The organism is Desulfobotulus sp. (assembly GCF_034006065.1).
Taxonomy (GTDB): domain Bacteria; phylum Desulfobacterota; class Desulfobacteria; order Desulfobacterales; family ASO4-4; genus Desulfobotulus.
In genome coordinates, this window is the sequence record NZ_JAVETM010000002.1 from 100,539 (window position 1) to 113,524 (window position 12,986).

Here is a 12,986-nt window from a genome sequence, read left to right on the forward strand (position 1 = left end):
TGGGGCCGGGCTCCCGGAAGTCTTTTTTTGACCCCTTGAAGATTTCCCCCTTCGCAACGGGCGCAGGGCAGATTGTGGAAAAGAGAAAAGGAGGATGCAATGGCAGGTTTTGATCCGGAAAAGGACAAGGTACTGAAATCCTGGCAATCCGAGGAAACGGGGCTGGTGGTGGCCATCCACAGCTATGCGGGCGGCGAGGCCAAGCTTCAGATCGGCCCCAGAATGCTCAAAAAACGGGACGGCTCGGATCGTGCGCCCGCAAAGGCCGGTCGCCTGACCCTGGAGGACGTGCAGTTTCTCTACGACATCATTGATGACATTAAAGATGGTCTCGAAGAATTCAACAACCCCATGGGCTAAGGGGATTTGGGATCATCCGTTGGAAAAAGGGGCGGTCATGGAAAGCCTGAAGCAGAAGGAAGAAATGAAGGCGGCCGCCGCACGGGCCGCTCAATTGAGGAAAACCCTGGCCCATCACAGCCACCGTTACCATGTGCTGGATGATCCGGAAATCTCTGATGCAGAGTATGATGCCCTGTTCCGGGAGCTTCAGGAACTGGAGATCCTGTTTCCGGATGTAAGAACCCCCGATTCCCCCACCTTGAGGGTGGGGGCAGCCCCCCTTTCCGCCTTTCCCCAGATTGCCCATTCAAAGCCCATGCTCAGTCTGGACAACGCCTTTGAGGAGAAGGAGTTTTTTGCCTTTGTCCAGCGGATCGTGAAAGGCGGTATCCCTTCCCCCCTTTTTTCCGTGGAACCCAAGATGGATGGCATTGCCGTTTCCCTGCGCTATGAAGGGGGCATCCTCGTGCAGGCGGCCACACGGGGAGACGGCATGGTGGGAGAAGGCATTACGGAAAATGTGCGCACCATCGTAAACCTTCCCCTGAGGCTTCAAGGAGAAGGCGTTCCGGAAGTTTTGGAAGTCCGGGGGGAGGTGGTCATGGATCGGGAGGGGTTTCTCCGCCTGAACCGCAAGCGGGAGGAAGCCTCTGAAAGTGCCTTTGCCAATCCGAGGAATGCGGCCGCAGGCTCTTTGCGTCAGCTGGACTCCCGCGTCACCGCTTCCCGGCCCCTGCGTTTTTTTGCCCATGGTCTGGGGGAGGTGCGGGGTCTTTTCCTTTCTTCCATGGAAGAACTGTTCAGCTTTTTGCGTCATGCGGGTTTTGCCGTGAGCGATCTTGTGAGAAGCGCTGTTCCGGCCAGAGAGGTTCCCGCACTTTACGCCGCCATGCTCGGGGGGAGGGAGGATCTTCCCTATGAGGTGGATGGGGTGGTGATCAAGGTGGAGTCCTTTGCCATGCAGGAGGCCCTGGGCATGACCTCCCGGACACCCCGCTGGGCTCTCGCCTGGAAATTTCCCGCCATGGAAGCCCGCACCCGTCTTGAGACCATAGAGGTGCAGGTGGGCCGGACCGGGGTGCTCACCCCCGTGGCCATCCTCACTCCTGTGGAGGTGGGCGGGGTCACCGTAAGCCGGGCCACCCTGCACAACATGGATGAGATCACAAGAAAGGACATCCGCATCGGCGATCAGGTTTTTGTCCAGCGGGCCGGAGATGTGATCCCCAAGGTGGTGAAGGCCCTTTTCCATCTGCGGGACGGATCGGAAAAGCTTTTCTCCATGCCGGAAACCTGTCCTGTGTGCCAGAGCAGGGTTCTGCAGGAGGAAGGGGAGGTGGCCCTGCGCTGTGTGTCTGCCAGCTGTCCGGCCCAGCTTAAAGAACGCATCCGTCATTTTGCCTCCAAGGCGGCTCTCGACATTGAAGGTCTTGGCGAAAAATTGGTGAACCAGCTGGTGGACCGGGGCCTTGTGACGGGGTATGCGGATCTTTTTCGTCTTGATGTGGCGGCTTTTTCCGCCATGGAGCGCATGGGCGAAAAATCCGCAAACAATCTTGTGAAAGCCATTGAAGAAAAAAAGGTTCTGCCCTTTTCCCGTCTTTTATATGCCTTAGGCATCCGCCATGTGGGCGCGCATACGGCCAGACTCCTTGCTAAAAACTTTGAAGACTTCGCGGCTCTCATGGATGCCGATGAAAGGGCGCTTTCCGCCATTGAGGGCATTGGTCCTGTGGTGGCCGCATCCATTCAGCATCATTTTTCACGGCCGGAAAACCGGGAAGCCCTGGAAGGGCTTTTTGCCCAGGGCCTCTGTGTCACACCGGAAAAAATTTCTGATCTGGAAAAGGGCGGTCTTCAGGGAAAAATCTTTGTGCTTACCGGCACCCTTCCCAGTCTTTCCCGCAAGGAAGCCCAGGAGCGCATTGAGGCCGCAGGCGGCAGGGTGACGGGAAGTGTAAGCGCAAAAACCCATTTTGTGGTGGCCGGAGACAAGGCGGGGAGCAAACAGGAAAAGGCCCTTTCCCTTGGCATTCCTGTTCTGGATGAGGCGGGTCTGCTGGCGATGCTGGGGGAGGAGGGGTGATGTAGGCTTGGAAAACATGGAGGCATAGGAAAAGGCTGAAAAACGGGAAAAATTTTATTCAAAAAAATAAAAGAGTATTAACCCACTGGATCTTAGTCCTATTATGAACTGTTAGTCTTTTAAACAGGTTTTCTGAGGTAGATAATCTTGACTCTATCCGGGCCGAGGCGTTTTTTAGGGGGGAATGTATGAAATATGAATCAAAAACAGTGCGAATAAGGCTTGTAGAAGAGATAGATGCGGAATTTATTTTGAAGCTGAGAATGGATCCGAAATATAATACCTATCTTTCTCCTGTAAAACAGGATTTAGAAGCCCAGCAAAAATGGATCAGAGATTATAAGAAAGAAGAAAACGAAGGAAGACAGTTTTACTTTATCATTGAAAGGCTTGATGGCATTCCTTGTGGCACTGTACGAATTTATGATCTGAGAGAGGATTCGTTTTGTTGGGGAAGTTGGATTCTTAATGAAAATAAAACGCGATATGCAGCCTTGGAAAGTGCTTTTTTAGTTTATGATTTTGCTTTCAGATCACTAGGATATAGTCGGTCTCATTTTGATGTTATGAAAGAAAATAAGGGGGTTATTGATTTTCATAAAAAAATGGGAGCGATTCAGACAGGGGAAGATCATCAAAATTTTTATTTTGAAATTTCTAAAGAAACCGTTGATCATGCAAGAAGTATTCTGAAAGATAAGCTGTCTTAATGGGATTCTTTCGGTAAGACGGAGTCAAGAGATCTTGCAGGAGAAAGAAAGATTGTCTGATCTGTAATCAGGATGCACAGATGCGAAGTAAGGCTGAAAGGAATGATCTTGGCGGCTTACGATGTGAGAGTGGATTATCTTGCGGATCACATGGTCTGGGCGGAGGCATTGGCGGACTGGCATTTTGCTGCCTGGAAGGCCCTTTATCCGGATTGGAGCCGGGAAGAAGCATGCAGAGAATTGCGGAGCCACGGGAAAAAGCGTTTTCTGCCTACCACCTTTGTGGCCCTGGAAGGGAGTCATTGCCTGGGGTCCGTGAGTCTTTTATGTGAAGACGCCCGTGAATTTGCTCCCCTTTCCCCCTGGTTGGGTAATCTGTATGTGGCGGAAGGTGCAAGAAAGCGGGGAATCGGCAGACAGCTTGTTTTCCGTGCGGAAGAAGAAGCCCGGACCCTTGGTGTTTCCATGCTCTATCTTTTTACGGAAAACCACAGGGATTTTTATAAGGATTTGGGTTGGCGACCCCTGCGAGTCGATATTCTGGCAGGCAGGGAGGTGATGATTATGGAAAAAGTCCTGTGAAATTTTCATGAGAAATGGGTTTTGGATGGACGCGGACCAGAATATATTCGTTTTTTAATGGAAAAGGCGTGGATGTCTTCGGAAACCACGGGAAAGGAGTGTCGATGAAAGTGCGTATGGGAATGTGGATCCTTACCCTGCTGGCTGTGGCGGTTCTTGTTTCCGGAGCCTCTGCTCAGGAAGGCGAGCCGGGTTTCAGTATCAGCCGTCTGGTGGTGGCGGAAAAAATCGAAGAAAGGGAGCCAAAGGGACTTTCAGAGGTTTTCCAGATGGATATGGCCAGGGTTTTCTGCTTTTTTGAGGCAAGGGATATCCGTGAGGATACAAGGGTCAGCCTTGTCTGGATGCATGAGGGCCAAGAGATGCATGAGACGGTATTGCCCCTTGCGGCTGGAGCACGCTGGAGAACCTGGGCTGAAAAATCGATCCACGGTCTTGTGGGGCTTTGGATGGTTGAAGTGCGGGACGCAGAGGGCAGGCGCGTCGGTGCCACGGCCTTCAGGGTTGAATAAGCCGGATCCTGTGAAAAGAGGATTTTTGGTGAACCAGGACGGAGATCGTATCTTCTGATTCCTGAGGAGGGGGGCAAGCCGGTATGGCTGGGTTGTGGAAAGCATTTTTGGGAAAAAGCAGGAAATCTCAGGGGAATCATCAGAGATGTGTCCATTCGGTGCGTGGGGAACGGATCTTCATCAAAATTGTGAGATATCATGATCCAGTGTATTGACCATCTGAATATTGTGGTGACCGATCTTCAGAAATCCAAAGCTTTTTTTGAAGTTCTGGGGTTTCAGGCGGCCCTGTCTTCGGATCTGGACGGGGTTTTTCTGGAAAAGGTCACAGGCCTTGGAGGCCTTGGTGCGCGTTTTGTGGCCATGCAGCATGAAAGCGGTGCCATGCGCATTGAGCTTTTGGAGTATGCTCCTGCAAAGATTGCGAATGGGCAGATTGGCATGGCAAATGAGGTGGGCTTCAGGCATCTGGCTTTTCAGGTTGAAAATATTGAAAAAACGGTAGACGCCCTGAAAGCCCTTGGCGTTGTTTTTCTGAGCCCCGTACAGACCTGGGAGAAGACAGGGAAGAGGCTGGTTTATTTTTGGGGTCCCGATGGCATTCTCATGGAGCTCTGTCAATATCCGGACCCCACTGTCCGTTAGGGATACATCCCAGGGAATGCTGCTGGAAAAAGGGAAAGCGGGCAGTGGAGCCATAAAAGGTTACTATTTTGCAGGGAGGCATGTTTGTGTGAACAAGGCCGATCCTGTTTGTGTTTTTGAGGAAACGTTTTTTTAAGAAAGAAACCAAGTCCCCCCATTCCGGGTCAAGGGACTGTGGTGAAAGGAACATGATGAAAATTGCATTGCCAACAAAAGAAAACAATACCATTGACAGCCATTTTGGCCACTGCGCGTATTTTACCGTATTCACTTTGGATACGGGCAGACAGATTGTTTCTGAGCAAAGGGTCGCTTCTCCTGTGGGATGCGGTTGTAAATCCAATATTGCCTCCACCCTTGCAGAACTCGGGGTCAAGGTCATGCTGGCGGGGAGTATGGGGGACGGTGCTGTGCGGGTATTGGAAACGAACGGGATTCAGGTGGTGCGGGGATGCAGCGGCGATATCCGGAATGTTGCTGAAAAATGGATTTCAGGGGATCTGAAGGATTCTGGGTTGGGATGTATGATCCACGGCCATGAATGCGGTCACTGAAGAAGGGTAAAGGGAAGCCGTTAAATTCCCCATTTTTTTTGGGGGGGGATGAATGGTCTAGGAGGGGTAGCGCCGGTTTCGTACGGAACAAGGCCTGCCCCTCCTGTTTTTGGTTTGAAGCAAGATGCCTTTCTTTTGTCTCGGGAACGGAAAGAGCATGAACGCGTTTCCATGGCCTGCACAAATGTTGATTTCTGGAGGGCATTTAGGGGTTGCACAAGTCTTCTGCCGGAAAATCCTCACACATGAAATCAAGGATAGCCCGGTTTACCGCCTCCGGAGCTTCCAATGGGGAAAGATGGCCTGCTTTTTCAATGCACTCCATGCGAGCCTGGTGAATTTTTTCCTTGAGGTAGGCACCGTACTTCATGGGAGAAAGGGCATCCTCTGATGCGGTGAGGACCAGGACAGGGGCTTTTATGCTTTGCAGCTGATCCATGATGTCAAAGGTGTCGCAGGCTTTGAAATCTCGCAGGGCTGTTTCCGGATTGTCGGTGGATGCCGCGTCGAGAAAAGGTTTTATCTTCTCTGGGGTGGTATGGGGCGAGATACTGAAAGCAAGCTGCATGTCTCTGAAAGCTTTGAAATCTTTTTGAAGAAGGTCAAAAATCATGGGATTGACCCGAAGCCTGGCTCCGGAATTGATAATGATACCCCGGGAAAATCGGGAAGGTTGTTTTGCAAGAAGGGTCAGAACGACCGCGCCGCCCATGGAGAGGCCGCATACCGCAGGATGCTGTAGATGCATGTGATCCAGGAAATCCAGGACGTGGGCAGCCTGTTTGGCCGTGGTGTCAAAGGCCGCCAGGGCCTCGTTTTTTTTTCGTCCCGGCAGATTCAGCGCAAGGGGATTCACCGCATGACCGAGTGCTTCCAGCTGAAGCTTCCAGAATCCTCCGTCCATGGCTGCGCCATGGATGAAGATCAGGCTGGGTTTGGCCGGATCAAAGGCGATATCGGCGGTGAAGTACGCAAAGGAACCTTCCTGAATCAACCGCATGGCGTGAAATCCTTTCATTCTGGGTAGGCGAGTCTGTTGAAGGGCGAGGATAGGATACGCCAAGGCTATGCGGGGTCTGGTTTTTTTGTCAAGGAGATTTTGGGTATGGGTTGTGGTTCCATCGCCCATGCTGCATGTGTTTTTTTGTGTGTAGGGGGATGCCAATCTTTCAGCACCCTTTGTCTGGGCGAGGGAACAGGAGGCGGCCGACCCGCCGCCTCCTGAGATTTGGATCATCCGGGGATCAGGCGGATGTTCTTTTCTGGTTCATCCAATGAAAACCCAGCAAAAGAGCGGCTACGAGCAGGTAGCCCAGGGCATGTTCGCTGGAGAGATTCAAGGTGAGCTTGGGGGCGTGCATAAATCCTGTTGCGCTGAGGATTGCGGCGATGCCTGCAAAGACCGAAGCTTTTTTGTAGTGCTCATCAATCAGACAGACAAGAATGGATCCCCAAATCAGGCCTGTGAACATGGCACCCTGCCCCAGGGGCACGATGGCTGAGGAGAGATTGGACACAGCCTGGCCCGCTGCGAAGTTGAAGCGTGTCATTATGTAATTTGCAAAATACGGGAACATGGCAATGACCACAGCGGGATAATGCCTGTTCTGTACGGAATCAAAGGCCTGGGAGATCATGGAAATGCCGACGAAAACCAGGATGGGGGCAATGACGGGTACGGGAATGATGGAGGCCATCGCTGCGATGATGCCAGAAACAGAGGCGAGAAGAAAGACGAAACCATTTAAAATGGAGTATCCCTGACCCGCATTCATCCATTTTGAGCCGATGGATGCAATGTATACGGTGGTGGGAAATACCCCGCCAAAGAAGGTACCGATGATGGTGCCTGCGCCATCGGCAGCCTGCGCCTCCTGGACATTGTAACGGTCGCCTGCGGAAGCCATGGCTTCCACATTGTTCATGGTTTCAATGAAGTTATAGATGGAAATGGGCAGCAGTATGGCAAAAAGTCCGATCATTTCCGTTGAGAGGAGTTGAAGCCCGTGAATGAGCCCAAGGGTGGGAAGGGGCATGTAAAATCCGAAGACGGAAAAACCCTGTTGAATTTGTCCGAGGCTGGCTCCGCCGATGCTGTAAGCCATGACCGTGCCAATGACGATGGCAAAAAGCGATGCCGGAATCTTAAAAGGCATGGGCTTTTTCGTGATGAGGCCGATGAGAATGATGGTCAGGACCACGAGACCGACGATGGGCATTTCATAGGTTCTGAAAAAGAGTTCTCCGCCGATGAAGGCAAAGGCTACCCCTGCCAGTGCACCCATCATGGCGGCCCTGGGAAGTCTTGCATGGATCCATTTTCCGATGAGACTGCCGAGAATTTCGATTACCCCGCCTAAAAAACAGGCAGCCAGGCCGATTTTCCATGCAAGCTCCGGATCGCCGGTAATGTTCAGGGCGGGTTTTAAAACGCCAAAGAGGTAGATGAACATGACCGGGGTGCTGACCCCATAGGAAAGGGCTGTGACATCAATGCGGCCTTCTTTTTGGGCGAGTTTTCTTGCCATGTATGCATAATAGAGGTTCCCAAAGAGGACTGCTACGGCGACCCCCGGAATGACGCGGCCATAAACGATACTGGCCGGATAGCCCATGGCCAGCATGGAGATGGCAATGATGACAAAGTTTGCCAGGTTGTTCTGGAACAAGGCAAAGAAGCCATCCAGATCTTCTCTTTTGAACAATGGATACTGTACCGTTTTCATGAACCTCCCCCGTTCATAGCAAAAACTTACTGTAAAAATGTAATCTGACCCTTTGTCAGAGACGCGATACTGACCAGGGCCTGGACATTCAAGCCCTTTTCTCTGAGCTTGTTGCCGCCCCCCTGGAAATGCTTTTCAATGACCACGCCTGCTCCCACCAGGGTGGCACGGGCGCTGGCAACAATTTCGCACAGTCCTTTGATGGCTTCTCCATTGGCGAGAAAGTCATCAATGATGAGGACTTTCTCGTTTTCTGGAAGATAATGCCTGGAAACCCTGAACTTATAGAGTTGCTGTTTGGTATAGGAGTAGACACTGCCCTCATAGGTTTCTTTGTCGAGGTTGAAAGAGCTTGTCTTTCTGGCAAAGACCACAGGGACATCAAAATATTGGGCGGTAATGGCCGCAATGGCAATTCCTGAGACCTCGGCTGTGAGGATTTTTGTGACCTCTTCTCCGCCAAAACGTTCTTTAAAGGCTCTGCCGATGGCATTCAAAAGAGATACATCCAGCTGGTGATTTAAAAAGTGATCGACTTTTAAGATATGCTCACCGATAACACGGCCTTCTTTCAGGATTTTTTCTTTGAGAAGTTCCACCAGAATCTCCCTGTTTTCTTTACAAAAAAAAGACCGATAATCCGGTCGTAAAGGTTGTTTGAAGTCCCAGGCCAGACCTAGCCTGTCCAGTCTGGTAGGAACTTATGGCCCATATCTTCAAAAATTACAATCCGTATAAGAACTTGTTTGAGGCTTGCTTTTTCATGAAGGCGGCCATGACCTCTGGATGGGCTGTTTGGGAAACGGAGGGAAGAGATTCTGAGGAATAGCGGTAAAGGCAAGACTGCGCGCCTAGAGGTCATGTCAAAGTGTTTTTTGTGCATACATGGAGAAAGGACGTGTGGTGACAAAGGGCTTGCCAAGGTTGTGAAGGTGGTTTAAAAAAGTCCATCATATTCTGAAAAAATCAGGGCCGCCAAAGGAAGCGGAATTGAAAGCTTTGGGATGGAAGAGCCTTTTGGGGTGGATGGCCCGTATTCTCCCTTAAAAAAGTCTTGTGCGGATTTTTGAAAGGTCCATGCGCTCGCTGAATTTTTGGTTTGATCCGTATGCGGCGGGGGCTGCTGCCTGCAATTTCAGGCGATTTTCCCCATTCTGATTCATCATGAGACCCCCTGCAAAACCAGAGCTATCAGGCTGTGTGGAAAGCCTTTTGTCGAATTGCTGCTCCATTGACAAAATCGTGCGGAAAAAGGAGGTCTTTCATGAAAAAAAAATGTTGGGTGTCAACAATCTTGTGATTTGCCGATCTCAGGCCATGCAAACACTCTATGGGATGATTCGGCGTATTGCGCCTACGGATTATCCCGTATTGATCACAGGTGCCACGGGGGTGGGGAAAGAAGCCGTTGCCAGTCTTATTCATGATTCAGGAAGTTTTCCCGATGCACCCTTCATTGATGTGAACTGTGGCGGTATTCCTGAAAATCTTGTTGAGTCCGAATTGTTCGGCCATGAAAAAGGAGCTTTTACAGGATCTGCAGGAAAACACAAAGGCTATTTTGAGCTGGTGGGTAAGGGAAGCCTTTTTCTTGACGAGGTGGGGGAACTGCCCCTTCTTCAGCAAGTGCGCCTTCTTCGCGTACTTGAAACCCGCAAGTTTCGTCCTGTGGGTGCTGAAAATGTTCTGGAATTCACAGGCAGAGTGATTGCCGCAACCAACAGAGATCTTCAGCAGCTTGTAAAAGAAGGCCGATTTCGTGAAGATCTCTATTATCGTCTGAATGTTTTCAGGCTGGAAGTTCCTCCTCTTCGCGAAAGATTGGAGGATATTCCAGATCTTGTAAATCGATTCTGTGAGCGGCAAAGGGATTGTTTTTCTTTCTCAGATGAAGCCATGCGGGAGATGATTGACGCGGATTGGCCGGGAAACATAAGGCAGCTGAAGAGCTTTGTGGATCGCGTTGCTGTTCTCTGTGATGAAAATTTTGTAAGCGTTGAGACAGTGAGATATTTCTTATCAAAAGAATCCAGAAATGATCCTGATGGTTTAAGATCCATTACAGAGAAAATTATGGCCCTTGATCTTGAAAATAAGCTTACAACCATTGAATACCATGTTATTCAGCGTGCTCTTGAAGAATCCGGAGGTAACAAGACTGCTGCGGCAAAAGCCATTGGTGTGCATCGAAAGGTGATTGAGCGCCGGTTGAGGGCCTTTGATGCGGACATCAACGAAATTTATATTCTCTGTGCATCTGGCAAGAAAAAAATGATGTTTTCTCAGTACGAAGACGCTCTGGCGCAATATGAAAATGCCCTGGGCCATGTGAATAAGTACGCATACTCCATCAAATTCGATGCCTTAAAGCTTGAAATACTGCTGAAGCAATGTGTCTGCCTGAGAAATCTTTATGGATGGAAGAATCGCGAAGTCAGTGAAAAATACGAAAAGGCCCTGCACCTTGGCAAAAGACTGTACAGGATCGAAAAACTGGCTGTGGTGTATTTTGGTATCTGGGCGGAGCATCTCATGAATCTGGACCTGCAAAAGGCCCTTGACCTTGCCCGGAAATACCTTGGAGAGGGGCAGGGTATGAAAAGCCCTTATCTCATGGCGCAGGCACATATCGCCCTTGCCAACACCAAGTTCTGGTTGGGAGAATTCGGAGCTGTCCGGGAAAATCTGTCGGCTTTTATCGGGCTTTATGAGGCGAACAGTGAAATGCTCATAGATCATGGCCATGATCCCTTTGTTTTTTATCTGATGTTTTCCTCCCTTGCTTCCTTTCATGGGGGCGATTACGAGACATCTGAAAAGACGCTTTTTCAGCTTTTAAGGTATGCAGAGGAGATCCGGCACCCTTTCAGCATGGCCATTGCCCTCCATGCAGGGGCCTGGATTGCCTTTTTGTTGGGCAGAGATAAGGAGTCATATCATTATGCGACAAGGCTTGTGGAAGATTTCAGCGATAATGTTTTTGTCTTTTATGTGGGCATAGGGCTGATTTTTAAAGGATATCACACGGCGGTTCAGGGGCGTGCGGCTGAAGGACGGATTTTGATTCAGGAGGGTTTCAGAAAAACCAGTAAGGAAAGCGGTCTGTTGTTTCATTCGATGTACGCGATCCTTCTTGGCCGGGTGTATGTCTTGGAAAATCGTGTGGAAGAAAGTTTTGATGTACTCGAAAAAGCCATTCATCTGGCAGAGGAGAAGCATGAGCTTTGCTATCTGAGTGATCTTTTCAATGCACGGGGAAAGCTTTATTGCTTATCCGGGAACAAGGAGAGAGCAGAAATGGATTTCAGGAAGGCCTTGGAGGTGGCCAAAGAATTGGGTTCCCATCCTGCGGAGCAGCAGGCTTCCATGGCCCTTTCCGACCTCTTGTCCAGGAGTGGTGTCGTACATGAAGGAGGAAAAAATCAGGAGATATGTTTTCTATAAGGCCAGTGAAGGGTGCGCGCTTCAAAGATAGACGGAGATGAAAGCAATGATGGCTCATGGGGTGAACGTAAACCGGAATGCAGAGAGCTGAGGAGGAAAGTTTGCCATGACGGTGGAAAGCTTTGGAAAAAGAGAACTGGAATGGATTGCCAGGGGGGGATGCCTTCTGGGGAGCGGCGGAGGAGGAACCCTCGAATCCGCCTGGAACCTTGTGCAGCATTTTGAATCTTCGGATTACTATGGCTCACAGGTGCCGTTTTTCAAGACCATATCCCTGGAAAAAGCCCTGGAAAAGGGTGGGTATGGTGTTGTGGTGGCTTACCTGGGGGCTCCGGAGGCTCTGAAGTATGCGAATTATCCGGAGGCGGTTGTGAATGCCGTGGAATGGATCCGACAAGAGCTGGAAAAAGACAATACGGGGTTGGCTCCGGATCAGCAGAAGTTTCTGCGGTATATTGTTCCTGCGGAAACAGGGGCTTTGAGCTCTGTGGTGCCCTGTCTTGTGAGCAGTAAGCTTGGGCTTGAGGTGCTGGATGCGGATGGGGCGGGAAGGGCGGTGCCTGAGTTACCCATGCTGACCTATGCCGCAGCGGGAATACCTGTGAATCCGTTGGTTCTTGCCAATGGTGAGGGCTATGCCGTTCGGCTTGCTGTTCGAAATGCTGAAACAGGGATAAGTGAGGCAGAGGCTGCGGAAAATCTTGCGCGAGCCCTTGTGGGGCTGGATGTCTTTCATCAGATTGCCGGCCTGGCGGTCTGGTTGATGGGGCCAGAAGACATGGCAAAGGCTGTTCAGATTACAGGTACCCTCACAGAGGCCCTGGAAATCGGAAAAGTTCTGGAAGAAAAGGATGCAGAGGGCATCCTCGCGTGTCTGAACGCGGGATGTGCCGTGGGCGAGGAAAGGGCGTTCAGAATATTTGAAGGCGTTTTTTTCCCTGAAGGGTGCAGCACGGACATGGCGGGCGGGTTTGACAGAGGGACAATTGCCATCAGAAACAGCCAAAATGAAGTTTTTACAGGTATTTTTCAGAATGAAACCCTTCTGGCATGGAAATCCTCAAGTTCAGATCCTTTGGCCATGGCCCCTGACTCCATTGCATATTATGTGGAGGATGGTCAGAAGGTATACTCCAATGGCGATGTATTGGGTGCAGATGGGAGACTGGTTGAGAGGCTTAAGGGGAAAGAGGTTTCTGTGATCGGTATCGCAGCCAGGGACCCGTTGCGGCAAACTGACGCAGAATCGGGTTTAATGGGAAGTCCGTCAGACCAGGGAAGCATCCTGAGAAGTTTTAAAAAGGCCCTGCTTTCTCTGGGGTATGCGGGCAGATATGTCAAAATCGAAGATATATGGGGAAAAATCGAGTGAGGAGGGCTTTTCT

The 12,986-nt window shown here is 50.5% G+C and carries 12 protein-coding genes; 9 read left to right on the forward strand and 3 right to left on the reverse strand.

Annotated elements, in window-relative coordinates:
- Positions 1-99 precede the first annotated feature (99 nt).
- The 7 genes from RBR60_RS01770 to RBR60_RS01800 all read left to right on the forward strand — a co-directional run bounded on the left by RBR60_RS01770 (position 100) and on the right by RBR60_RS01800 (position 5,431).
- On the forward strand, positions 100-360 hold the full coding sequence (locus tag RBR60_RS01770; RefSeq protein WP_320353974.1) for a hypothetical protein: 261 nt from the start codon (positions 100-102) through the stop codon (positions 358-360).
- Positions 361-397: 37 nt separating this feature from the next.
- Positions 398-2,428 carry an NAD-dependent DNA ligase LigA gene (gene ligA / locus RBR60_RS01775; protein WP_320353975.1) on the forward strand — a complete coding sequence of 677 codons (2,031 nt, stop codon included), beginning with the start codon at positions 398-400 and terminating at the stop codon, positions 2,426-2,428.
- Positions 2,429-2,616: 188 nt separating this feature from the next.
- The gene (locus tag RBR60_RS01780; protein ID WP_320353976.1) at positions 2,617-3,138 is read left to right on the forward strand and encodes a GNAT family N-acetyltransferase; all 522 of its coding nucleotides are present in this window, start codon (positions 2,617-2,619) and stop codon (positions 3,136-3,138) included.
- 108 nt (positions 3,139-3,246) lie between these two features.
- Positions 3,247-3,720 carry a GNAT family N-acetyltransferase gene (locus tag RBR60_RS01785; protein WP_320353977.1) on the forward strand — a complete coding sequence of 158 codons (474 nt, stop codon included), beginning with the start codon at positions 3,247-3,249 and terminating at the stop codon, positions 3,718-3,720.
- Between the two features lie 104 nt (positions 3,721-3,824).
- On the forward strand, positions 3,825-4,232 hold the full coding sequence (locus RBR60_RS01790; protein WP_320353978.1) for a DUF2914 domain-containing protein: 408 nt from the start codon (positions 3,825-3,827) through the stop codon (positions 4,230-4,232).
- A 198-nt stretch (positions 4,233-4,430) separates the two neighbouring features.
- Complete coding sequence (locus RBR60_RS01795; RefSeq protein ID WP_320353979.1) at positions 4,431-4,877, forward strand: VOC family protein; 447 nt, start codon at positions 4,431-4,433, stop codon at positions 4,875-4,877.
- A 188-nt stretch (positions 4,878-5,065) separates the two neighbouring features.
- Positions 5,066-5,431, forward strand: a complete 366-nt coding sequence (locus RBR60_RS01800; RefSeq protein WP_320353980.1) for a NifB/NifX family molybdenum-iron cluster-binding protein — start codon at positions 5,066-5,068, stop codon at positions 5,429-5,431.
- A 205-nt stretch (positions 5,432-5,636) separates the two neighbouring features.
- Here RBR60_RS01800 and RBR60_RS01805 read toward each other — a convergent pair whose 3' ends face one another.
- From RBR60_RS01805 to RBR60_RS01815, 3 genes are all read right to left on the reverse strand, one after another.
- Entirely contained in the window at positions 5,637-6,431 is a 795-nt protein-coding gene (locus tag RBR60_RS01805) for an alpha/beta fold hydrolase (protein WP_320353981.1), read from the reverse strand.
- A 244-nt stretch (positions 6,432-6,675) separates the two neighbouring features.
- Positions 6,676-8,157 (reverse strand): hypothetical protein, encoded by a 1,482-nt coding sequence (locus RBR60_RS01810; RefSeq protein ID WP_320353982.1) that lies wholly within the window; start codon positions 8,155-8,157, stop codon positions 6,676-6,678.
- Positions 8,158-8,183: 26 nt separating this feature from the next.
- Positions 8,184-8,756, reverse strand: coding sequence for a xanthine phosphoribosyltransferase (locus tag RBR60_RS01815; RefSeq protein WP_320353983.1), 573 nt, complete (start codon positions 8,754-8,756; stop codon positions 8,184-8,186).
- 676 nt (positions 8,757-9,432) lie between these two features.
- Here RBR60_RS01815 and RBR60_RS01820 point away from each other — a divergent pair.
- Positions 9,433-11,601, forward strand: coding sequence for a sigma-54 dependent transcriptional regulator (locus RBR60_RS01820; protein WP_320353984.1), 2,169 nt, complete (start codon positions 9,433-9,435; stop codon positions 11,599-11,601).
- 106 nt (positions 11,602-11,707) lie between these two features.
- Positions 11,708-12,973, forward strand: coding sequence for a DUF917 family protein (locus tag RBR60_RS01825; RefSeq protein WP_320353985.1), 1,266 nt, complete (start codon positions 11,708-11,710; stop codon positions 12,971-12,973).
- The last annotated feature ends 13 nt before the right edge of the window (positions 12,974-12,986 follow it).